Annotated in this window: 23 protein-coding genes and 8 tRNA genes; 13 read left to right on the top strand and 18 right to left on the bottom strand. The window is 71.8% G+C overall.

The window, feature by feature from the left end; all coding sequences use genetic code 11:
• Positions 1–155: 155 nt before the first annotated feature.
• Entirely contained in the window at positions 156–443 is a 288-nt protein-coding gene (locus ACLE50_RS06055) for a hypothetical protein (RefSeq protein ID WP_410942400.1), read from the bottom strand.
• Between the two features lie 129 nt (positions 444–572).
• The gene (locus tag ACLE50_RS06050; protein ID WP_410942399.1) at positions 573–821 is read right to left on the bottom strand and encodes a type B 50S ribosomal protein L31; all 249 of its coding nucleotides are present in this window, start codon (positions 819–821) and stop codon (positions 573–575) included.
• Between the two features lie 74 nt (positions 822–895).
• Between ACLE50_RS06050 and ACLE50_RS06045 the strand changes: the two genes are divergently transcribed.
• Positions 896–1324: a hypothetical protein gene (locus ACLE50_RS06045; protein WP_410942398.1), complete on the top strand. Its 429-nt coding sequence runs from the start codon at positions 896–898 to the stop codon at positions 1322–1324.
• A gap of 63 nt (positions 1325–1387) precedes the next feature.
• Here ACLE50_RS06045 and ACLE50_RS06040 read toward each other — a convergent pair whose 3' ends face one another.
• From ACLE50_RS06040 to ACLE50_RS05985, 12 genes are all read right to left on the bottom strand, one after another.
• Entirely contained in the window at positions 1388–1879 is a 492-nt protein-coding gene (locus ACLE50_RS06040; RefSeq protein WP_410942397.1) for a pyridoxamine 5'-phosphate oxidase family protein, read from the bottom strand.
• 57 nt (positions 1880–1936) lie between these two features.
• Positions 1937–2356 (bottom strand): NUDIX hydrolase, encoded by a 420-nt coding sequence (locus tag ACLE50_RS06035; protein WP_410942396.1) that lies wholly within the window; start codon positions 2354–2356, stop codon positions 1937–1939.
• A gap of 43 nt (positions 2357–2399) precedes the next feature.
• The gene (locus tag ACLE50_RS06030) at positions 2400–3050 is read right to left on the bottom strand and encodes a VOC family protein (RefSeq protein WP_410942395.1); all 651 of its coding nucleotides are present in this window, start codon (positions 3048–3050) and stop codon (positions 2400–2402) included.
• Positions 3051–3150: 100 nt separating this feature from the next.
• Positions 3151–3223: transfer RNA gene (locus tag ACLE50_RS06025), tRNA-Gly, on the bottom strand.
• Between the two features lie 58 nt (positions 3224–3281).
• Positions 3282–4172, bottom strand: coding sequence for an SMP-30/gluconolactonase/LRE family protein (locus ACLE50_RS06020; protein WP_410942394.1), 891 nt, complete (start codon positions 4170–4172; stop codon positions 3282–3284).
• Between the two features lie 115 nt (positions 4173–4287).
• Positions 4288–4362 (bottom strand) — tRNA-Val (locus tag ACLE50_RS06015).
• Between the two features lies 1 nt (position 4363).
• Positions 4364–4435, bottom strand: a tRNA-Cys gene (locus ACLE50_RS06010).
• Positions 4436–4467: 32 nt separating this feature from the next.
• Positions 4468–4540, bottom strand: a tRNA-Gly gene (locus ACLE50_RS06005).
• A 263-nt stretch (positions 4541–4803) separates the two neighbouring features.
• A tRNA-Val gene (locus ACLE50_RS06000) sits at positions 4804–4878 on the bottom strand.
• 1 nt (position 4879) lies between these two features.
• Positions 4880–4951: transfer RNA gene (locus ACLE50_RS05995), tRNA-Cys, on the bottom strand.
• A gap of 24 nt (positions 4952–4975) precedes the next feature.
• Positions 4976–5048 (bottom strand) — tRNA-Gly (locus tag ACLE50_RS05990).
• A 152-nt stretch (positions 5049–5200) separates the two neighbouring features.
• Complete coding sequence (locus tag ACLE50_RS05985; protein WP_410942393.1) at positions 5201–5629, bottom strand: SsgA family sporulation/cell division regulator; 429 nt, start codon at positions 5627–5629, stop codon at positions 5201–5203.
• A gap of 275 nt (positions 5630–5904) precedes the next feature.
• Here ACLE50_RS05985 and ACLE50_RS05980 point away from each other — a divergent pair, with 275 nt between their 5' ends.
• The 9 genes from ACLE50_RS05980 (at position 5905) to ACLE50_RS05940 (ending at position 12238) form a co-directional block, all read left to right on the top strand.
• Positions 5905–6570, top strand: a complete 666-nt coding sequence (locus ACLE50_RS05980) for an RNA polymerase sigma factor (RefSeq protein ID WP_410942392.1) — start codon at positions 5905–5907, stop codon at positions 6568–6570.
• Positions 6567–7556, top strand: coding sequence for an anti-sigma factor domain-containing protein (locus ACLE50_RS05975; protein WP_410942391.1), 990 nt, complete (start codon positions 6567–6569; stop codon positions 7554–7556). The genes ACLE50_RS05980 and ACLE50_RS05975 overlap by 4 nt, the downstream gene beginning before the upstream one ends.
• A 173-nt stretch (positions 7557–7729) precedes the next feature.
• On the top strand, positions 7730–8164 hold the full coding sequence (locus tag ACLE50_RS05970; protein WP_410942390.1) for a TIGR02611 family protein: 435 nt from the start codon (positions 7730–7732) through the stop codon (positions 8162–8164).
• 73 nt (positions 8165–8237) lie between these two features.
• Positions 8238–8309, top strand: a tRNA-Val gene (locus tag ACLE50_RS05965).
• Between the two features lie 330 nt (positions 8310–8639).
• A complete protein-coding gene (locus tag ACLE50_RS05960; RefSeq protein WP_410942389.1) occupies positions 8640–8894 on the top strand; it encodes a FitA-like ribbon-helix-helix domain-containing protein in 255 nt (84 codons plus the stop codon).
• The gene (locus ACLE50_RS05955) at positions 8891–9301 is read left to right on the top strand and encodes a type II toxin-antitoxin system VapC family toxin (RefSeq protein WP_410942388.1); all 411 of its coding nucleotides are present in this window, start codon (positions 8891–8893) and stop codon (positions 9299–9301) included. The genes ACLE50_RS05960 and ACLE50_RS05955 overlap by 4 nt, the downstream gene beginning before the upstream one ends.
• Positions 9302–9787: 486 nt before the next feature.
• On the top strand, positions 9788–10225 hold the full coding sequence (locus ACLE50_RS05950; protein WP_410942387.1) for a YdeI/OmpD-associated family protein: 438 nt from the start codon (positions 9788–9790) through the stop codon (positions 10223–10225).
• A 354-nt stretch (positions 10226–10579) separates the two neighbouring features.
• Positions 10580–11239, top strand: coding sequence for a class I SAM-dependent methyltransferase (locus ACLE50_RS05945; protein ID WP_410942386.1), 660 nt, complete (start codon positions 10580–10582; stop codon positions 11237–11239).
• A gap of 429 nt (positions 11240–11668) precedes the next feature.
• Entirely contained in the window at positions 11669–12238 is a 570-nt protein-coding gene (locus ACLE50_RS05940; RefSeq protein WP_410942385.1) for a hypothetical protein, read from the top strand.
• A gap of 19 nt (positions 12239–12257) precedes the next feature.
• Here ACLE50_RS05940 and ACLE50_RS05935 read toward each other — a convergent pair whose 3' ends face one another.
• Entirely contained in the window at positions 12258–13088 is an 831-nt protein-coding gene (locus ACLE50_RS05935) for an AraC family transcriptional regulator (protein WP_410942384.1), read from the bottom strand.
• A gap of 110 nt (positions 13089–13198) precedes the next feature.
• Here ACLE50_RS05935 and ACLE50_RS05930 point away from each other — a divergent pair, with 110 nt between their 5' ends.
• Together ACLE50_RS05930 and ACLE50_RS05925 are read left to right on the top strand one after the other, a co-directional pair.
• Complete coding sequence (locus tag ACLE50_RS05930) at positions 13199–15295, top strand: S9 family peptidase (RefSeq protein ID WP_410942383.1); 2097 nt, start codon at positions 13199–13201, stop codon at positions 15293–15295.
• Positions 15292–16335, top strand: a complete 1044-nt coding sequence (locus ACLE50_RS05925) for a TroA family protein (protein WP_410942382.1) — start codon at positions 15292–15294, stop codon at positions 16333–16335. The genes ACLE50_RS05930 and ACLE50_RS05925 overlap by 4 nt, the downstream gene beginning before the upstream one ends.
• Before the next feature lie 42 nt (positions 16336–16377).
• On the opposite strand, the gene ACLE50_RS05920 is transcribed toward ACLE50_RS05925, so the two are convergent.
• The 3 genes from ACLE50_RS05920 to relB all read right to left on the bottom strand — a co-directional run bounded on the left by ACLE50_RS05920 (position 16378) and on the right by relB (position 18414).
• Positions 16378–17574, bottom strand: coding sequence for an MFS transporter (locus tag ACLE50_RS05920; RefSeq protein ID WP_410942381.1), 1197 nt, complete (start codon positions 17572–17574; stop codon positions 16378–16380).
• Between the two features lie 97 nt (positions 17575–17671).
• On the bottom strand, positions 17672–18127 hold the full coding sequence (locus ACLE50_RS05915; protein WP_410942380.1) for a helix-turn-helix domain-containing protein: 456 nt from the start codon (positions 18125–18127) through the stop codon (positions 17672–17674).
• Positions 18128–18192: 65 nt separating this feature from the next.
• A complete protein-coding gene (gene relB / locus ACLE50_RS05910; RefSeq protein WP_410942379.1) occupies positions 18193–18414 on the bottom strand; it encodes a type II toxin-antitoxin system RelB family antitoxin in 222 nt (73 codons plus the stop codon).
• A gap of 194 nt (positions 18415–18608) precedes the next feature.
• Here relB and ACLE50_RS05905 point away from each other — a divergent pair, with 194 nt between their 5' ends.
• Entirely contained in the window at positions 18609–20561 is a 1953-nt protein-coding gene (locus tag ACLE50_RS05905; protein WP_410942378.1) for a DUF6541 family protein, read from the top strand.
• The last annotated feature ends 23 nt before the right edge of the window (positions 20562–20584 follow it).

Raw genomic sequence — 20584 nt, 5'->3', positions numbered from 1 at the left:
CGGGAGCCGATCAACACGTTCCTGCGGGGATCGCAGCGGTTCGGTGCTGACCAACCGGGCGGCAGTGCTGATCAACCGGGCGGCAGTGCTGACCAACCGGGTGGCAGTGCTGATCAACCGGGCGGCAGTGCTGATCAACCGGGTGGCAGTGCTGATCAACCGGGTGGCAGTGCCCGCGGCGGACGGGGGTCGACATCCCTGCGGCGGCCGTGGGCGGGTGACGGCATCACCAGCCACCAGAGGATCCAGATCCCCGGGCCGCTGCCCAGCAGGATCCCGGTCGCGAGCCAGCCGTGCTGCCACAGGGCGCCGGCCACGACCCAGCCGATGATCCACACGACCATCGCGACCAGGCGTACCCGGATCCGCCGCCGGTGCTCGACGACCAGCGGCTCCCGCAGGTCGGTGACGACCTGCACGGGCTCGCGACGACGCCGGCGCACGCGTCCGAAACTACGCCGCCCCGGCGCACGGTGTCGTCCGTGCGCCCGGGGCGGGCTGCGTACTGCTGCTGAGCCGTACTGCTGCTGCGCCCGTACCGCGCTCGGCGGGACGCAGCCGGTGGGGCCGGGTCAGCGGCGGGCGCCGTAGCGGCGGCGGAACTTCTCCACCTGGCCCGCGGCGTCGAGGACCCGGGTCGCGCCCGTCCAGAACGGGTGCGAGGCGGACGTGATGTCCACCTTGATCAGCGGGTAGGTGTTCCCGTCGGACCACTCGATCGTCTCGCGGGACGACTCGGTGGACCGGGTCAGGATCTGGTCACCGGTGGACATGTCCTGGTAGACGACCGGGCCGTACTCGGGGTGGATGCCGGGCTTCACGGGGTTCCTCCTGCGCGTTCGACTGCTACCGTCAGTCTAAACGGTAATGATTGCGGTTTGCAGGAAGGTGGCCGATGGACGGGTTCACCGCGGTCCGGTGCGGATCCTGCGCGCAGGCGCCCTCGGGTTTCGACGACGACACCGGCAGCACTGACGGCACTGCCGACACCGGCGTCGTGGCGTCGCTGCCCGGCGTCGACGAGGTGCTGCTGGAGGGGCTCGCCGCCGTCGTCCGCGACAGTCGGCACGGTGTGCTCGTGACCAGTGGCTGCCGCCTCGGCGCAGGGCTGTGCGCGACGCGCCGGCCCGGCCTGATGCTGCTCGTGCAGGCCTGCGACGCGCAGCGGCGCCCGACGTCGCCGGTGGTCGTGGTCGGGCCGGTCCGCAGCACCGGTGACGTCCGCGCGGTCACCCGCTGGCTGCAGGGCGGGGGAGCGCCCGACCCGGTCCGGTTGCCGGTCCGGCTGCGCTGCGCGATCCGGCGCACTCCGGCGCAGCACTGACCCGGAGCCACGGAGCCGGCCGCACCGCAGAGCCGACCGGCACCACAGCGCCGACCGGGAGCCTCAGTGCTTGTGGACGACCTCCTCGGTGTCACCCGCCCGCCAGACGGTGACGGCGAGGCCGTCCTCGCCGACCTCGACGCTCGACCCGCCGAGGACGTCCGCGGCGGGGAAGTAGTCGAACTCCTGCCCGCGCAGGTCGAGGCCGATGTCGGCGTAGACCATCTCGGCGAAGCGCTGGTGCAGGGCGGTGTCGCGGACGTCGTGCGCGGTGCCCCAGATCTTGGCGTCGCCGTCGGAGACCGTCGTGTCGGTGGTGGCGGTGTGCAGGGTGAAGCGCGGGTCGCGCTGCAGGTCGGCGAACTTGCGGGTGCCGGGCATGCCGACGATCCACAGCTCACCGTCGAGGAACCGTGGCTCCACCGGCGAGATCCGCGGGAAGCCGTCGGCGCGCAGCGTGCCGAGCAGGCAGAGGTTGCCGGTGGCCGCGTGGCGCCGACGGAAGATCGCGGCGATGTGCGGTGCCGCGGTGGCGAACTCGTCCCAGGTCGTCATGGGGCCGCAGAGTAGAGGTGACCCCCGACACTTTCCGGGACGATCGGACGGGGGCGCTCAGACCAGGTCGTGCCCGTCGTGCGCCCGGGACGCGGGCGCTCCGTCGGCGAGTGCGTCGGTGACCCGGGCCGCGAACACCGGCGGCATCCGGCGCACGGCCTCGTCCGGGGTGATCCACTCGACGGCGCTGGTCTCGGCCCGTGGGCCGGGAGCCCCGGCGACGGGGGAGCAGCGGTAGACGAGCACCACGACGTCGCGCACCAGGTTCTTGTAGACGCCGGTCAGCCGCTCGGCCCGGACGTCGAGCCCGGTCTCCTCGCGGATCTCGCGGACGACGCCGTCCTCGAAGCGCTCCCCGGCCTCCAGGACGCCGCCGGGCGGCTCCCAGCGCCCGTCGTCGCGTCGCTGCGCGGCCAGGACGAGGCCGTCGGGGGAGACGACGACCCCGACGACGGCGACCGAATGGATGCGTTCCACACCGCCGAGCGTCGCAGCCGGGTGTTGCGGTCGGCTCCGCGGGTCAGGGGCCGCCGAGGACGTGCGTCGTACCGTCGTCGAGCACGATCCGGACGCGCAGCGGGCCGTCCCGGCCCGGCTGCACGGACACGGCGTCGGGAAGGTCCGGGCACCACTCCCGCAGCGCGTCCTCCGGGGCGGAGATCTCCAGCTCCAGATGCCCCGCAGGCGGTTCGCCGGTCGCGTCGGCGAGCCTGGGTGGCACGTGCGGCGGCGCCACCCAGTGCATGAAGATCGGCAGCCAGGGCCGGTCCAGGTTGGCCCCCAGGCCGGTGAGCAGGTGGCCGGCATTGTTGGGTGGCTCGGCCGGGATCTCGACGACGGGGTATCCGAGACGTTCGGCCGTCTCCCGCAGTGCGGTCTCCGTCGGCAGCCGCAGCACCCACGCGACCGGGGCGGCGAACGCGTCCGGCCGGTCGGCGAGGACGCGTTGCTCGATCCGGCCGTACGGCGGTGCGTCCGGCGTGACCTCGCTGCCGTCGGGATGGTGGATCTCCAGCAGCTGTGACCCGACGGCCACGACGACGTTCGAGAGTCCGGTGCCGGGGAGGGCACGTCGGCTGCCCGCGGTGAGCCCGAGGTCGCCGATCGCGGTGTCGGCGTCGGCCCGGGAGCGGGTGGCGAGCACCACGTGGTCGAGCTGCGGTCCGCTCATGGGGTCCCTCCGAAGGACAACGATTGTCATCAGAGTGGCAAGCGGGCCTGGAATGCGGAAGAGCCCCGGCCGGATGATCCGGCCGGGGCTCCCGGCTGCGAGCGGACGACGGGACTCGAACCCGCGACCCTCACCTTGGCAAGGTGATGCGCTACCAGCTGCGCTACGTCCGCACACGCACTCCGCGGTGCGACCCGGAAACTCTAGCGCACCGGTCGTGGCACCCGGCCGTCAGGGTCGGCCCCCGTGCGGCACCTCGACGCGGGTCGCGATGACCGATCCCTCGCGCGCCTGCTTGCGGGCGTGCTCGTGGAAGTCCGGTGCCGCGCTCGCGAACAGTGTCCGGCCGTCGGCGCCGCCGAGCAGGCAGGCGAACACCCCGGTCCCGGCCGGGACCTCCTCGAGGATCTCGCCGCCCTCGCGGACGCGCAGGAGGCGCCCGCCGGTGGCGTCGGCGACCCAGAGGGCACCCTCGGCGTCGAGCCCGCAACCGTCCGGGGCGACGACGGCCTGGCCCACCGCCGTCGCCAGGTCGGTGCTCGGGAGGTCCCCGAACCGTGCCCAGATGCGGCGGTTCGTGAGCGAGCCGTCGTCGGCGACGTCGAAGGCGGTGATCCGGTTGCCGAAGGTCTCGTCGACCAGCAGCGTGCCGTCGTCGGTCAGGACGCTGCCGTTCGGGAACCACAGGTCGTCGGCGACCTCTGTGACGGTGCCGTCGGGGTCCACCCGCACCAGCGACGCGGTGGCGAGGTCGGCGCCGCCCATGAGGTCGAAGCCGAAGTTGCCCACGTAGGCGCGCCCGCGGTCGTCGACGACCATGTCGTTGACGTGCCCGGTCGCGTACGCCGACAGGTCGGCGTGGGTGACGAGGCTCCCGTCGGTCTCGCGGCGCAGGATCCGCCGGTCGCGCATGGAGACCACGAGCAGCCGGCCGTCGGGCAGCCACCCGAGCCCGGACGGCTGCTCGGGCACCTCGGCCTCGACACGCAGGTCGCTGCCGTCCTCCCGGACCGACAGCACCCGGTAGGTGTAGAAGTCGACGAACCAGATCCGGTCGTCGTGCCAGCGGGGGCACTCGGTGTAGGTGAGGTCGGCTACGACGGTGCGGAACTCGCGGGTCATCAGGTCCTCCGGCGACGTCGGCGGGGCGGGCCCCTCGATCGTCGCCGATGTGATCGGCGAGCGCCCGGCAACGAAAAGATCCCCGGGCCGGATCGGCCCGGGGATCTCCCGGAAATGGTGCGCGATACTGGGATTGAACCAGTGACCCCTACCGTGTCAAGGTAGTGCTCTCCCGCTGAGCTAATCGCGCGAGGCGGCGGCGGGAATCGAACCCGCGTACAGGGCTTTGCAGGCCCTTGCCTAAGCCACTCGGCCACGCCGCCGGATACCCGGCTCGTGAACGAGACCCGGCTCGAGCGGACGACGGGACTCGAACCCGCGACCCTCACCTTGGCAAGGTGATGCGCTACCAGCTGCGCTACGTCCGCACTTCCACCGTTTCCCGGCCGTCTCCGGCCGTTCCCGGTGCGTTGGGAGAACAGTAGCGCACTGTCCGTGGCGCTCGTCGAGGGGGTCGGGTTGATCGACTTCCGCTGGTCGGAGGCGTGCGGCCCGGTGCGGCCCCCGGAGGCGCGGCCCGGACGGCGGCGCGGCCGGGGGAGCGGGCCCGCGGAGAGACGGGGCCGGTAAAGGAGACAGGGCCGGAAAAGCAGAGATCCCCGGCGCCGCATGGGCGCCGGGGATCTCTGCGTGGTGCGCGATACTGGGATTGAACCAGTGACCCCTACCGTGTCAAGGTAGTGCTCTCCCGCTGAGCTAATCGCGCGAGGCGGAGGCGGGAATCGAACCCGCGTACAGGGCTTTGCAGGCCCTTGCCTAAGCCACTCGGCCACTCCGCCGGAGTGCCGACTTCTCCTGCTCCGAGCGGACGACGGGACTCGAACCCGCGACCCTCACCTTGGCAAGGTGATGCGCTACCAGCTGCGCTACGTCCGCACGTGCATCGGATCCGGGCCGTGGGCCCGTCTCCGATGCGGTGAGGAGACCCTAGCACCCCGCCCGGGGGCGGGATGCGACCCCCTCCGCGCCGCCGGTGGTCTCCTCAGGTGCGGAGCTCGGCGCTCCGCCCGGCGGCGAGGTGCGTCCGATCAGTCCTGGGCGGTGGTGTCCAGCAGGTCCGACAGCGCGGCGTCGAAGTCGAGCCAGGAGTACTCCTGGGCCGGCGGGACGGCGTCGTAGGTCGCCTGCAGGAACTCCGAGAGGGTCTGCGCGGAGGTGGTGAACAGAGCGTGGCCGGACGGGGAGGTCAGCTCCAGCTCGATCCGGGTCGGGTCGTCACCCATCGGCTGGACCCGGACGTCGCCGGTGCCTGCCGAGTCGACCAGGCCGTCGCCGAGCAGGTCGCGGGCGAAGACCCAGTCCACGGTGCTGTCGTGGCCGGTGCGGAAGGAGGCCTGCACGGCGTAGGGGTCCCGGCTCGAGTAGGACAGCTCGACCTTGACGGGCACGACCGGGGCGTCCGGAGCGATGAGCTCGAACATGGCCGTCGCCCGGATCGTCTTGGTGTCGTCGCGCATCGGTCATCCTCTTTCTGGGGGCGTCGCGTGGGGGCGTTATCCGGAGAACGAGACTGCGGCCCCCGGGGTGACGGGTCGGTACGGATCAACGTTGATCACCTACGGGATGACGCCCGATCGAGTCACAACCGTGTAACTCACCGCGCCCGGGTGACGGCCGAACGGGCGGGCCGGGCGCCGTGTGTGTGAGATGGGGGACGGCGGACGACTACCCTCGCCGTCAACCGAACCGTTTCGGGCGTACACGTCGAAGACATCTCGTGAGGACAACGCTGGTGGCTGGCATCGCCGACTCGCCGGACCGCCCCGAGGAGGAGCGGCCCGCGGCTCGTGGTGCGCGCTCCGGGCCCCGGCGTGACGACGAGGTCGACCGCACGCTCGTGGGGCGCATCGTGTCGGGCGACTCCACCGCCCTGGGTGAGCTGTACGACCGGTTCGGGCGGCAGGCGTACTCACTGGCCCGGCGGATCTGTGCCGACGAGGGGCTCGCCGAGGACGTCGTCCAGGAGGTCTTCCTCGCGTTCTGGCGCGACCCGTCGCGGTTCGACCCCGAGCGCGGGAAGTTCGGCACCTGGCTGCTGACCCTGGTCCACCACAAGTCCGTCGACGCCGTCCGGCGCGAGAGCGTGATCCGGCGCCGGACCGTGCCCGCGACCGACGACGGCGCCGAGTGGTCCGCCCCGGCCGGCCCGGGTGCGGACGAGGGCGCGATCAGCGGGCTCGTCGCGTCCCAGGTGCGCGACGCCCTCGGCAGGCTGCCCGCCGAGCAGCGGCAGGTGCTCGCCCTCGCGTACTACGGCGGCTACACCCAGCGCGAGGTCGCGGCGCTGATCGGTGTGCCGCTGGGCACGGTGAAGTCGAGGATGTTCGCCGGCGTCGGCCGGCTGCGGAACACGTTGGGCCCCGCCGTCGGCGACGGCCTGGCAGGAGGAATGGCGTGAGCGGGAACGAGGGGAGGGGCTGCCCGATGGCCGAGCAGACGGTCGGCTGGGCCCTGCACGCCCTCGAGCCCGACGAGGAGATGGCCGCCGCCGAGCACCTCGCGCACTGCGCCGAGTGCCGCCGGATCGCCGACGACGTCGCGGGCGTCACGTCCGGACTGGCGACCGCGCTGCCCCAGTACGAGCCGCCGCCCGGGCTGCGGGACGCGATCGTCGAGCAGGCGCGCCGGACCCCGCAGGCCGAGCCCGCCGAGGAGCGGACCCTTCCCGAGATCCCGGCCGACCGGATCGCCCCGGCCGCGGCCGCCCCGCAGGACGACGCGCCGCGCAGCGACGCACCCCGCGCCGATGCACCGCACGTCGCCGGACCGCACGACGACATGCCGCGCGGCCGGCACGCCGCGAAGCCGCGCCGCACGCCCGGGCCGGCGCCGCGCCGGGAGAACAACGGTCCCGGCCGGGCCCGGCCCCGCCGGGGCGGACGGTTGCTCGTCGCCGGGGCCGCCGTGCTCGCCCTCCTGGTCGGCGGCGGAATCCTCGTGAACCAGGTGCAGGGACTGCGGTCCGAGCGCGATGCGACGCTCGCCCAGGCCCAGCAGGCCCAGGAGCAGAGCCGCCGGATGCAGGACGTCCTCGGGCAGATGGCGCAGCCCGGCAGCGAGCACGCGTTCCTGCGTGGTGACGGAGGCAACGGCGCGACGATGGCCGCGCTCGTCGTCCGCGACGGGACGCGTGAGCTCGTCCCGATGGGCATGCCGCCCAACCGGACCGACGACCAGACCTACGTCCTCTGGGGCATCGGAAACGGTGCCGCGCAGCCGACACCGATCGGCACGTTCGACGTGGCGTCCGGTACGTCCGGTCCGATTTCCGTAGCATCGTCCGGGAGCGGGGCGTTCGCGCAGTACGCCGTCTCGCTCGAGCGCGGACGGGTGGCCCCGGCCGCGCCGACCGATGTCGTCGCGGCAGGGCAGGTGCAGACCTGAGTACGGAGACACCCGAGGGCGCTCGTTCCGGCGGCGCACGTCCAGCCACACCGGACCCCTCGTCAGTCACAACGGAGTCCTCGCCCACAACGGAGTCCTCGCCGGCGCCCCCGGACGGATCCGACGGCGCCCGCGAGGCGACGTCGAGCCGCACCAGCCGGCGCGGCGAGTCGATGCGCGTGGCGCTGCGGCGGGCGCGGGTCCGCTACCGCGTGTTCCGCGGGCGCATCGCGCGCAACCCGGTCCTCGACCTCGCCTACCGGATCATGATGGGCGTCGTCGGGACGGTCGTCGTGATCGTCGGCATCATCGCGCTGCCCGCGCCCGGCCCCGGCTGGGTGATCATCTTCGCCGGGCTGGGCATCCTCGCCGCCGAGTTCGCCTGGGCCGGGAAGCTGCTGCACTGGGTACGGGTCCGCTACGACGCCTGGGTGGCCTGGATGGGCCGCCAGTCGCGGCCGGTGCAGCTGCTCGTGATGACCGGGATCCTCGCGATCGTCGCCGGCTGCGCCTGGCTGCTGGGGGTGTTCTCGACCGTCGCCGGCTGGGTCGGGATCCATTGGTCCTGGCTCGAGTCGCCGATCGCGCACCTCATGCCCGGGAAGTAGGGACGGCGGTCCGGACGTGCACCCCCGGTGACGGGTGGGTGCAGGCGGTGTGTAGAGTCAACGACACCGCTGAGGGCGATTAGCTCAGGGGGAGAGCGCTTCGTTCACACCGAAGAGGTCACTGGTTCGATCCCAGTATCGCCCACAGTCAAACCCCTGGTCACAGGCTCGATGAGCCGGATGTGGCCAGGGGTTTCGTCGTTCTGAAGCGGCTGCTTGACTAACTGCTTCACTATGGTTCTGGCGGCTGTCGACGCTCGCCGGTCGTCCCGAAGTAGGCCATGCCCAGCGCGAGCGACACGGCGACGGTGGGGTCTGCTGCAGCAGACCCCCTCGACGCGCAGCTCGGAGAGCTGGAGGTGAGTCCGGACAACGACGTGGCATGCGCTACCAGCTTCCTGACTCGGCCCCCGGGTAACGCGTGCTGTCCGGGCGCGGAGTGCGTTGCTAGCATTGACAGCAGGAGGTGGGAGCCATGGCCGCGATCAGCGTGCGCGACCTCGCCGAGGACGTCGCAGCCCGACTGAAGGTTCGGGCTGCTCGTCACGGACGGTCGATGGAAGCCGAGGTCCGGGCGATCCTGACCGATGCGGTCACTGCGCCGGAGGACGAACAACCCAACTTGGCCCAGGCCATCCGCGAGCGCTTCGCGGCGATCGGCGGTGCCGACCTGCAGCCTCCGCGTCGGTCGGACATGCCCCGTGCCGCCGACCTACCGGACGTTCCGTGATCGTCATCGACACCAACGTCGTCTCGGAGATGATGCGGGACCGACCGGACCCGGACGTGCTCGCCTGGGTCGATACGGCGGGTCGGCTCTACACCACCGCGATCACCCTCGCCGAGGTCGAGTACGGCATCGCCCGGCTCCCGGACGGCCGCCGCAAGGATCGCCTCTCCGAGACCGCGGCGAGAGCGTTCCTCGACTTCGGGGACGTGATCCTGCCGTTCGATGCTCGCGCGGCCGGGCAGTACGCGGGCATCGTCTCCGGACGGGAGCAATCAGGTCGACCCATGACCATGGCCGACGCCCAGATCGCCGCGATCTGCGTCTCGCGGGAGGCCACGCTCGCCACCCGGAACACCGGCGACTTCGAGGACACCGGCGTCAGAGTGATCAATCCGTGGGGGAAGTGAGTTCCGAGTCGGGGATGATCGCGTACTCGTTCGCCGAGCGGTACGCCCCATCGTCCGCTGGAGAGGTAGTACTCCCCACCGCGCTGTCCGGTCGTTGTCCCACGCACAGCGGACTGCGGTGCGGCCATAGGAGTCGGGATCGCGAGGAACAGCCGGCGGTCGGGCTGCGCCAGGGCGACGGATGGAACCTGAACCGCAGCCGATGCCTGTGAGGGAGCGGGCTGGTGGGGCCGTTCCCAGGCCATCATCGGCTCGGAGATCACCCGACGACGGGAAACGACGCTGACCGTTGGGAGAAGCTCCCGCGCTGGTCAGCGCCATTCCGCCCTCTGTGATCAGGCAGCCTGCGTGGTCTCCCGGAAGATCTTCTCGATCTGTCCGGAGCCTCGCCACAGGCTGGTCGTCGGACGTCGTGTCCGGAGACGAGAGGCTTCCTGCGTTCCTGGCTTCGTGAGAGTCTCTTCGGAAGCGGCGCGGGAGGGTCTCATGATCAGTTTCAGGACCACGATCGAGCTGGGCGGCAAGACGGCGACCGGGTTCCGGGTGCCCGGATCAGTCATCGATGAGCTGGCCGGCGGCAAGAAGCCGCGGGTACGCGTGCAAGTTGGCGGTCATGCCTATCGCAGCACGGTCGCCGTCTACGGCGGCGAGTTCATGATCCCGCTCAACGCCGACAATCGGGAGTCGGCGGGGGTCGCCGCCGGCGACGAGGTGGAAGTCGGCTTGGAGCTGGACACCGAGGAGCGGACTGTCACCGTGCCTGATGATCTGGCTGCGGCCCTGGACGACGCCGGGCTCCGGGACACGTTCGACGGTTTGTCGTTCAGCAAGCGCCGAGAGCGAGTCAACAGCGTCGAGGCAGCGAAGCAGGCGCCAACCCGACAGCGACGCATACAGAAGGTCGTCGACGAGCTGCGCCCATAGCGCGGCCCAACGTCAACGAACCTCGACGGCGGCGAGTCGGGCGTACTCTGGCGCCATGGACTTTTTCGTCCTTCGACGTCGGCTCGACGGGTTCCAATATATCTTTGCTCTTTCGAGCATGGCGCGAAATCGCGGGATCTTCCGTCGCTCGGATGGTCTGGTCGAATGTCGATATGTTGATCCACGGGGTTGGTGCATAGTCGGTGCCGACGGCACGTATAATGGTTGGCCGCTCCATCCCTCGCATGGGACGAATCCCCCAACGGGCCCTTGGCGCAGCTGGAAGAGTCATAAGTCGTATCTCTACGATCTTGTCGCCGTAACCGAAGAAGGTTGGCGGCCTACCACCGAGACATGATCGTCTCCCATGCTTACCTGCCCTGGCAGACTGTGCGGATGTCGCGCACGCTCGAGGGCCGGTGGAACCACAACATTCACTACCACCGGCAGATCCTGAATGTCGTACCCGACGGGGCGCGCACTGCGCTCGACGTCGGAACCGGCAACGGTCTCCTCGCCGCTGACCTCCGGCGGAGGGTCCCTTCCGTCACTGCTGTCGACCAGGACGCCGCAGTGCTTGTGACCGCTCGCACCGAGGACCCGTCCGTCAACTGGGTCCACGGCGACGTGATGTCTTATCCCTTCGTGCCGGGCTCATTCGACGTGGTCGCCTCGGCCGCCACGGTCCACCACCTTCCGCATGTGGAGCAGGCGTTTCGCCGCTTTGCAGAATTGGCCGCTCCCGGTGGTGTCGTCGTCAACGTCGGGCTCGCACGCTCTGGGGGGCCCGTCGACCGGATGTTCGATATCGCGGGGATGGCACAGCACGCGGTCCTCCGTCGTCGGTACGGCTGGTGGGAGCACAGCGCTCCAATGGTCTGGCCGCCGGCACACACCTATTCAGAGGTCCGCGCAGTCGCGGAAGCAACGCTGCCCGGAAGCCGCTGGCGAAGGCTCTCGATGTGGCGGTACTGCGTGACATGGAGGAAGCCCATTTATGACGGCCAGAGGTAGCCCCGCGAGAACTCGCATCAGACCGATGGCTCTTGGACGAGCAGCCGGTCGGGGCGCCGCTGTAGACGACCGGTCGTTGCGGCCATCGGGGGTCTCCTCAGGTCGGTCCGGGATGCAGCGGTTCTAATCGATGTCGATCACACCCCAGCCGAGCGATGAGTTCCGGCGGGAAACGGACTTGGCATTCGAGGTCGGCCCCCGCTGAGGGGGAAGGCGATCCCGATTCGGGGGCTCCGCAGCTCGATGACGTCGTGCGGCAACCGGGCGAAGGCGAACCGGCATTACGCGCGGAGTCAGAGCCTTCGAGGCTCAGCTCGTCAGAACTGTTGACGCTGGTCAGCGGCGGGTAATACGGCGTTCGGCGGGCCGATGAGCCGGGTGAGAGACGCCGACACCGAGTCGGGGTCCCGACGCTCACACGAGGCTGCCATGAACACGATCACCCGCTCCCTGGCCGGCCTCGTCGTCGGCGCCTCGGTAGCCGCCGGCGCAGCGGTGACGGTGGCCCGCCCTGCCCCTGCCGCCGCCGAGAGTGTCATCGCCCAGCCTTCGGTCTCGGCGCGCGCGGTGTCGATCGTTCCGGCCGAGCGGGGCGTGGCTGCAGAGGTGGTCGCGGACGCGAGCCGGGCGGTGACGGCAGCTGAGCGCGCCCGGAAGGCAGCAGAGGCGGATCGCGTCCGGAAGGTCGAGGCTGTCGAGAAGCCGCAGCCCACGACCGGTGGGCTCGAGTTCACGTGCGAGCCGCAGGCAGCTGCCCGCCTCGTCGGCAACATCATCGTGAACAAGGACTGCCCCGCGCTGAACGCGGCCAAGGAACGGGCTCAGCGGGAGTACGGCCTGCAGCAGTCACGGTCGGTCAACCCTGGGCCGCCCAGCGAGGCCACGCAGCGGAAGTTGATCGCTGATGGCCTCGTCCCGGTCGGCGGCGGTTACGCGCCGGGCTCGGCGGAGTACCGCACGTGCGTGAAGAACCCTGTCGCATCGGTCTGCGGCGGGTAGCCGGTGATCCCGATGCGGGTCATGTCGTGATCCTCCCGAGGTGCGACGACGTCCGTCGCCGGTAGGCCATCGGCGTCTCCCCGAAGGCCGTCCGGAACGCGGCCACGAACGACGACGCCCCGGAGAAACCGACCCGCCGGGCCACTGTGGACAACGGTTCCAGGTGCAGCAGGGTCTTCGACGCCTCCAGTCGGAATCCCGTGCGCCACCGGGCGAACGTGGTGCCGAAGACGCGGTGGAAGTCGCGTTGCAGGGTCCGGCCGCTCAGGTGCAGCTCCGCCGCCCATTCCTGCAGTGGACGCGGGTCGGCGAGGTCGTGAGCGATCCGGCGGGCGACGAGCAGCGCGGGGCCGTCGTCGGGGTGACCGGGCGGGTCGTCGCCGGCGGGCGGGTCGACGCCGTCGAGTATCACGGCGCGGGCACGCAGCCCCTCGTCCTCGGAGACGCCGTCTCGGCTGATCGCGACGACGGCGTCGGCGGCGGCATGGTCGAGCCGGACGATCCCGCTGTTCACGTCGCGCAGTGCAGGCGGTGGCTCGCGCAGGCACACCCGGTGCACCGTCTGTGCCCCGGACGCCCACACCTCGTGGCGGGCCGCGCGCGACGCCCAGAACGCCTCGCCGGGCCCGACGAAGCCGAACGCGGTCCCGCGCCGGACCGACAGCATCCCGGCCGGGGCGACGTAGAGCTGGTGCAGGAAGTCCTGGCGGGTGCCGGTGAAGTCCAGGACGTCGTCGACCCGGTACCGCAGGATGTAGATGCCGTCCGCCCGGCCGAGGCCGTAGCCGAACTCGTCGTAGCGCGCGGGCTCGGCCGGATCGAGCCCGCGGCCCAGCAGCGGACGTCCCATGCGAGTCCTCCTGCCTACATCGGGTGTCTGTCCAGCGACACGTCTGTGCTGTATGGCGAGGCTAGCCTCACCAGCGATCGGGCGGGTGGGGAGAGGCGGGGGAGCCGGAGGTGCGCGAGGTGAGCGACGGCGTCGACGACCCGATGGCCGACCGGCTCCGGCTCGCCGACCAGCTCCTCCCGCGGCACCGCTCGTCGCTGGTGGACGGTCTGGTCGAGACCGCGGTGTGGCTCCGCGACCCGCCCCGGCTCGCCTACCGGACCTCCGCCGCCCCGCAGGGTTCCCTGACCGTGCTCGACCCGGCCGACGGCGAGCGGCGCCCCGCCACCGACACCGAAGAGCGCGAGGCGCACCGCCTGCTCGTCCCCGAGCAGTTCCGGAGGACCTCCCCGGACGGCGCCGACACCCTGGGCCGCAACGGTGACGACCTCGTCCTCGACGACGCAGACGGGAGCCGCCGGGTCCTGACCACCGACGGCACGCCTGAGGCCCGCTACGGCGCACCCCGCGCCCCCGGTCAGATCGACGGGCTGTCCGAACGCACGATCGCGATCTGGTCCGACGACGGGTCGATGGTGGTGACCCAGCGACTGCGCACCGAGGGGGTGGCGCAGCGGCGGGTCACCGACTCCGCACCCGCCGACGGGGGTCCCCCGCAGGAGCTCGTGTTCCACGAGGCCTACGCGGGGGACCCGTACGTCCCGCATGCGGAGCTGCTCGTCGTGCACGCCGCCACCGGACGGGTCGTCGAGCCGGACGTGCCGGGGCTGCCGAGCACACACACGACCCCGCTGGCCCGCGGCGACGTGTGGTGGCAGCCGGACGGGCAGTACGTCTACGCCCTGCACAGCAGCCGGGACTGGCGCACCCTGCGGCTGTTCGCGATCGACCCGGCCACGGGAGCGAGCCGCGTCCTGGCCACCGAGACCGGGCGCCGGGTGCGGCCGGCCGACCAGTTCCACACCCCGGCCGTCGTGCGGGTGCTCGCCGACGACGCCGGGGAGCCGTCCCAGGTCCTCTGGTTCTCCGAGCGCGACGGCTGGGGTCACCTCTACCTCTACGACGCCGTGACGGGGGAGTGCCTGCGGCGCATCACCTCCGGCGAGATCGTGACCCAGGCGATCCTGCGGGTGGATGCGGCGTCGCGGACCGCCTGGATCTCGGTGTCCGGGCTGTGCGCGACGGACCCGTACCGGCGCACCGTGTGCCGGGTCTCGCTCGACGGCGCACCCGGCGGGGAGCCGCTCGTCCCGCTCGTCGACCCCGACCTCGACCACGCCCACCCCGGCCTGCCGCGACGCGGAGACGATCTCCCGGGCTTCATCGACGTCGCCTCCACCGTGTCCGACCCGCCGGTGACCACGGTGCGCGGCTGGGACGGCGCGGAGCTCGCCACCGTCGCCGAGGCGGACGTCTCCCAGCTCGTCGCACTGGGCTGGACGCCGCCGGAGCGGTTCCGCGCACTCGGTGCGGACGGGCGGACGACGATCCACGGCACCCTGCACTTCCCGCCGCACTTCGACGCCGGGCGCCGCTGGCCCGTACTGGACCACCTGTACCCGGGGCCGCAGGTGTTCCGCGCGGCCCCGTGGTTCGCCGCCGACGAGGTCGAACCGTTCACCGCGCTCGGACTGGTCGGCGTCACCATCGACGGCCGCGGGACGCCCGGGCGGGGCCGCGCCTTCCACGACGCCTCCTTCTCCGCGCTGGCCGGCGCCGGGCTCGACGACCACGCCGCCGTCCTGCGCACGCTCGCCGCGGAACGCCCCTACCTCGACCTCGACAGGGCCGGTGTCTACGGCCACTCCGCCGGTGGCTACGCCGCGGCCATGGCGATGGCGTGGTTCCCCGAGCTCTACCGCGCCGGGATCCTGGCGTCCGGCCGCTACGACGGACGCCTGGTCATGGCGATGATCCTCGAGGCCTACGACCACCCGGACGATCCGGCGAGCTGGGCCCGTGCCGACGCGGTCCGCTATGCGCCACTGATCACCGGGGACGTGCTCGTCGTGCACGGGGAGTCCGACACCCAGGTGACGATGCATCACGCCTGGCGGCTGATCGACGCCCTCATGGGCGCGGACCGCGACGTCGACATGCTGCTCGTCCCCGGCAGCGACCACGTGCTCGCTCGGCGGCACCGCGAGTACGTCGAGCGCCGCGAGTGGCGATGGCTGTATCGGCACCTGGTCGAGGTCGGATCGTGAACCAGAACGGGATCGTGAACGTGGAGGACCACATGGACCGGTACGGATCGGCGCGGGCGCGATGGGCGCTCGCCCTGCTGATCGCCCTGCTGACGCTGGTCGCGTCGTGCGCCTCCGGTCCCGCTGCGCAGGAGGACGCGGGTCCGACCCGGGAGTTCCAGGCGGACAACGGGACCGTCACCATCCCGGTCCAGCCGAAGCGGGTGATCGCGATCGGCTACGCCGTCCCGACGCTGCTGGAGGCGGGCACACCGCTGGTCGGGATCTCCGACTTCGCGCGGGCCCTGCCGTTCCTGACCCCCGAGCAGCGCAAGACCTACGACTCGCTGCCCCGCGTCGCGGGCGACACCAACACCGACATCAACTACGAGGCGATCGCCGCGCTGAAGCCGGACCTCATCGTGCTGGGAGTGCCGAAGGTCGCCGTCGGCGGCGTCGCTCTCGACCAGTTGACGCCGACGGCCCCGGTCGTCGCGATCGGGCCTCTGGTCCCGTCGGACTGGCGCAACTACTCCCGTCAGCAGGCCGACGCGGCCGCGTCGCTGGCCGGATTCGACGCCGCCCGCACCGCCTACGAGGCCCGCGCCGCCGAGCTCCGCACGAAGTACCAGCGGGTGCTGCCCGGCCTGAAGTTCGGCCACGTCGGCAGCTACGGGCAGATCGCGCAGGGCACGTTCCAGCGCGAGTACGCCAACTCCGGCGGCACCAACATCGCCCAGGACATCGGCGTCAACTACTACGGCCAGGTGCGCGAGCCCGGACCGGGCGCCCGCGCGGTGAGCGAGTACACCTCGCTGGAGGAGCTCGTCCCCAGCCTCGGCCAGGCCGACGCCATCACCTACTCGGTGAACCCGGATGGCTCCGTGCCCGACCCCGTCAAGCAGGTGCTCGACACGCCGCTGTGGGCGACGCTGCCCGGGGTGAAGGCGAAGCGGACCTTTCCGCTCCGGCTGACCGAGGCCACCACCTACGGCGGGGCACGCGCGACGCTCGACGCGATCGACACGTCGCTGGCGCCGTTGCTGAAGGCTCCACGGTGACGGACGGGACCATCTCGGACAACGACGGACGAGGTCCGGTGCTCAGTCGACCGTCCCCGGACGTCCCGCGGGCAGGCTGACCACGGCGTTGAGCACGAGCAGCACGAGCAGCAGCACCAGCGGCATCGTCCATGTCCCGGACGCCGCGAACAGCGCAGCGGTCAGGATCGGTCCGGTCGCGGCGATGACGTAGCCGATGGTCTGGGCCATACCGGACAGGGCCGCCGCGGTCTGACGGTCCCGGGCCCGCGCGACGTACAGGACGCCCGGAATGCCCTGTCCTGCACCCAGACCGATACCGAGGACGACCGACCAGACCGGCGCGCTGGACAGTGGCGCCCACAGGACACCGGCGATTCCGACGAAGCACAGGGCCGCCGTGAGTAGGACGTACGGTCGTTGGTCGGCGCGTCGGCCGGCCAGGCTCGGACCGAAGAAGCCACCCAGGGACACCGCGATCACACACAGGGACAGGTAGACGCCCGCGGTGGCGGGGTCGGCACCGTTGCTTACGTAGATCGTCGGCAGCCAGGCGAAGACGGTGTAGAGCATCAGCGACTGGAGTCCGAAGAAGCAGGTGGTGCTCCAGGCGATCCGGTTGGCCAGGAGCCCGGTCCAGCTCACCGAGCCTCCTCGGCTGCGGTCCGGCCCATGCCGCAGCTGCGTCGTCAGCGCGGCCAGAGCGACAACCGCCGGGACCACCGCGACGCCGAGGGCCGTGGATGCCGAGCCGCCGGAGGCGCGGAAGATCGGGACCGTCAACGCGGCGATCACGGCCGCGCCACCGCCCATCATCATCGCGTAGACACCCATCATCACGCCGATGCGCTCGGGCGGGAACCGCTTCTTCACCAGCACCGGCGTGATCACGTTCATCACCGCGACGCCGATGCTGGCGACGACGGTGCCCACGAAGAGTCCGGTCGTGCCCGACGACCGGATCAGAATGCCGATCACCAGTACGGCCATCGCGGCGAACAGCGACCGCTCGTCACCGAGTCGCCCGCGCAGCGATGCGGCGACGGGCGCGAACAGTCCCATGCACAGCGGCGGCAACGTCGTCAGTGCCGTGGTGGCGGTGTGGCTCAGCTGCAGGTTCGGAATCAGCGGCCCGACGCCACCGAACACGATGCGGAGGTTCAGGCTGAGCAGGACGAATGCGGCGACGACGAGCGCTCCCGGGCCTCGCCGGGAACGGTCCGGAACAGGCGTGCCCGCCATGCCGTGTGCTCGGCTCATGACTCTCCCCGGCGCCGCAGCGCATCATCTCGGCGATCTCGATCGCCGGGGAGTCTTCAACTTCATGTCGACATGAAGTCAAGGCTCGGAGTCCCCGTCACGGTCGGGGCGCGGGAACCTGGTCCGGGGTGACGTCGTTTCCGGCCATGCGTTCCTGGACCGTCGTGCGCAGCCGTTCGCACTGCACCGCCGGATTGTCACGAGGACAGGTCAGGAGATGCTCGAGATGAGCTCGGCCGGTCGCAAGGATGCGGAGCTGCTCGTCGATGGCCTGAATGCGATCCAGGACGACGGCGCGCCAGCCGCCGTCCGCCGGCACGCCGCCGGTCAGGATCGCGCCGATCTCGTCGAGGCTCATGAGGCCGGTGTTCTGCCACATCTGGATCAGGCCGATCCGGTGCATCTGGTCGGGCCCATACCGCCGTCTTCCCGATCGCCGCTCCTCCGGTGTGATCAGGCCGCGGTCCTCCCAGTACCGGAGGGTGGCCGTGGTCAGGCCGAACCGCTCGGCGACCTCACCGATCGTGGCCAGCTCGGACGCGTCCCCGGCCATGCCGTTCTCCGTTCGTCGATGCGTCGCCCGGTCGCACTGAGGGGAGGTCTCGAGACGCCACCGGCTCACACATCCAGTTCATCCCAGAGCTGTTCGGCGGGGCGGGACTTCCGGCCGGACGCTTCCCATTCGCGAACGGCGGCGTCGGCCCAGTAGCGCTCCTCGAGCTCGGCGAGGTGGGCCTGGATCGCCTGGCGAACGTAGAACGTCTTGGATCGGCCGGTCCGCTTCGCGAGCGCGTCCAGGCGTGCTTCCTCGTCTTCGGTCAGCCGGACCGACAACGGCATGGGGACCACCTCCTGCGATACACGTATCGTAGCGCGACCGGGCAGTCGTCGGGCGGTTCCGACGACCCCGCCTGCCGTTGGCGCCCGGCCCTCGGACCCCTCGCCGGGCGACTCGGTAACGTGGAGGACACACCCGGCGCGTCCCTTACGCCCGGGTTCTCCCTGTCGTCAGCCCGCCCCGAGGAGGCCGCCCGATGAGCTGGACGGCCGCCGTCGGCGTACTGCTCCTCGCCGCCGGATGGCTGCAGCTGCCCGGGCTGGCCGTCGTCCGCGCGGCCGGGCTGCGCGGGGTCACCGCCTGGGGCGCGGCACCGCTGGTGTCGGTCGGCGTGCTGGCCGGGTCCGCGGTCGTCGGCGGGAAGCTCGGCATCGGATGGGGGCCGGCGGTGCCGATCCTCGCCACGGTCCTGGTCGCCGTCGGTGCGTTCGGCGCCCGCCGGTTCCGCAGCGGGCGCGGCGTACGCGAGCCCGACGGGCGCTGGACGGGCCCGGCCGCGGCCGCCGGATCGGTCGTCGCCGCGGGGATCGGGCTGACCGCGGCGCTGGTCGGGATGGGGCGCCCCGACGCGGTGTCCCAGACGTTCGACGCGAGCTTCCACTACAACGCCGTCGCCCGGATCCTCGACACCGGCGACGCCTCGGCGCTCGCCCTCGGCGGCCTGGTCAACTCGCCGTCGTTCTACCCGGCGGGCTGGCACGCGGTCGTCTCGCTCGTCGCGTCGTCGGGCGCCGGCATCGTCACCGCGTCGAACATGACCGCGCTCGCGGTCGCCGTCGTCGTGTGGCCCGCGACCCAGCTGCTGCTCGTACGCCAGCTGGTCGGTCCGTCGGCCGGCGCCGCACTCGCGACGCCGCTGCTGGCGCTCGGGTTCGGCGCGTTCCCGTGGGCGCTGGTCACCTACGGCGCGCTGTGGCCGAACCTGCTCGGTGTCGCGCTGATGCCCGCCGCCGTCGCCGTCGTGGCGGTGCTCGCCGGGCTCGTCCGCGGTGGATCACTGTCGAGGCGCGGGGCGCTGGCGCTGACCGTCGTCGGAGTGCCCGCGGTCGGGTTCGGGCATCCGAACGCGGTGTTCGGCCTCGCCGTCGTCGCGATGTGGCCGCTGATCTGGGGCACGGCGGGCGCCGTCCTGCGACGGCTGCTCGCGCACCGGTGGATCACGGCGTCCGCGCTGGTCGCGGTGGCGGCCGGGACGCTGGCGGCGGCGTACTGGGTGATGGTCGTCTGGCCGGTGCTCGACGGCATCCGCGGCTACGAGTGGCAGCCGTTCGAGACCTGGGCGTCGGGCTGGTACAGCGTGCTGACCAGCTCGCCGAACGACTTCACCGCCGCCTGGACGATCTCCGCGCTCGTCGTCGCCGGAGCGGTCACGGCGCTGCGCCGCGCGCGGACGAGCTGGCTGGTCGCGGCCTGGATCACGACCGGCGCGCTCTACGTGATGGCGGCCGTCACGCCGTCGTCGAAGTGGACCGGGGTCTGGTACAACGACTCGCCCCGCCTGGCCGCGATGGTGCCGGTCGTCGCCGTGCCGCTGGCCGTGCTCGGGACGCTCGCGCTCGCCGGTCTGGTCCGCCGGGCCGCCGCGTCGCTGCCCCGGGTGCAGGTCACGATGCGGCCCGCGGTGGCGTCGGCGGCGGCGCTGGCCGCGCTCGTCGCCGCCTCCGGCGGGCTGTACCAGCGCGCGCACGCGGAGAGCCTCGCCGGGATCTACCAGCACCCCAGCGAGGTCCTGCTGCTGCCCGGCCAGCAGGAGTTCCTGACCCGCGCCGGGGCGATGCTGCCGCCCGACGCCGTCGTCGCCGAGAACCCGTGGACCGGCAACGCGCTGCTGTGGACACTCGCCGACCGGCAGGTGCTGTTCCCGCACCTCACCGGCCAGTGGACGCCCGAGCAGCGGATCATCGCCGAACGGCTGCGCGACGCCGCGACCGACCCGGCCGTCTGCGCCGCGGTGCGCGCCACCGGCACCGGCTACGCGCTGACCGGGCCGCCGACGCTGTGGTCGTGGGACCCGCAGTCGCGCACGTTCCCCGGTCTCGACGACCTGCGCGGCGTGCCCGGGTTCGAGCCGATGGCGGGGGAGGGGCCGAGTACGCTCTACCGGATCACCGCGTGCGACGCCGAGGTCCCGAGCGACGCCGACGCGTAGCCGCAACTCCTGGGCTCCGCCGC

Source organism: Pseudonocardia phyllosphaerae, from assembly GCF_046546475.1.
GTDB classification, from domain to species: Bacteria; Actinomycetota; Actinomycetes; order Mycobacteriales; family Pseudonocardiaceae; genus Pseudonocardia; species Pseudonocardia phyllosphaerae.
The sequence above is the reverse complement of the archived record's forward strand: the minus strand, read 5'-3'. Positions and strand labels throughout refer to the sequence as shown.

Excerpts from the sequence above, each read along its gene's own strand:
- ACLE50_RS06045 (WP_410942398.1), top strand. The coding sequence starts at position 896 with ATGGACGGGTTCACCGCGGTCCGGTGCGGATCCTGCGCGCAGGCGCCC.
- ACLE50_RS06040 (WP_410942397.1), bottom strand. The coding sequence starts at position 1,879 with ATGACGACCTGGGACGAGTTCGCCACCGCGGCACCGCACATCGCCGCG.
- ACLE50_RS06030 (WP_410942395.1), bottom strand. The coding sequence starts at position 3,050 with ATGAGCGGACCGCAGCTCGACCACGTGGTGCTCGCCACCCGCTCCCGG.
- ACLE50_RS06020 (WP_410942394.1), bottom strand. The coding sequence starts at position 4,172 with ATGACCCGCGAGTTCCGCACCGTCGTAGCCGACCTCACCTACACCGAG.
- ACLE50_RS05985 (WP_410942393.1), bottom strand. The coding sequence starts at position 5,629 with ATGCGCGACGACACCAAGACGATCCGGGCGACGGCCATGTTCGAGCTC.
- ACLE50_RS05970 (WP_410942390.1), top strand. The coding sequence starts at position 7,730 with ATGCGCGTGGCGCTGCGGCGGGCGCGGGTCCGCTACCGCGTGTTCCGC.
- ACLE50_RS05960 (WP_410942389.1), top strand. The coding sequence starts at position 8,640 with ATGGCCGCGATCAGCGTGCGCGACCTCGCCGAGGACGTCGCAGCCCGA.
- ACLE50_RS05950 (WP_410942387.1), top strand. The coding sequence starts at position 9,788 with ATGATCAGTTTCAGGACCACGATCGAGCTGGGCGGCAAGACGGCGACC.
- ACLE50_RS05945 (WP_410942386.1), top strand. The coding sequence starts at position 10,580 with ATGATCGTCTCCCATGCTTACCTGCCCTGGCAGACTGTGCGGATGTCG.
- ACLE50_RS05940 (WP_410942385.1), top strand. The coding sequence starts at position 11,669 with ATGAACACGATCACCCGCTCCCTGGCCGGCCTCGTCGTCGGCGCCTCG.
- ACLE50_RS05935 (WP_410942384.1), bottom strand. The coding sequence starts at position 13,088 with ATGGGACGTCCGCTGCTGGGCCGCGGGCTCGATCCGGCCGAGCCCGCG.
- ACLE50_RS05920 (WP_410942381.1), bottom strand. The coding sequence starts at position 17,574 with ATGAGCCGAGCACACGGCATGGCGGGCACGCCTGTTCCGGACCGTTCC.
- ACLE50_RS05915 (WP_410942380.1), bottom strand. The coding sequence starts at position 18,127 with ATGGCCGGGGACGCGTCCGAGCTGGCCACGATCGGTGAGGTCGCCGAG.
- relB (WP_410942379.1), bottom strand. The coding sequence starts at position 18,414 with ATGCCGTTGTCGGTCCGGCTGACCGAAGACGAGGAAGCACGCCTGGAC.
- ACLE50_RS05905 (WP_410942378.1), top strand. The coding sequence starts at position 18,609 with ATGAGCTGGACGGCCGCCGTCGGCGTACTGCTCCTCGCCGCCGGATGG.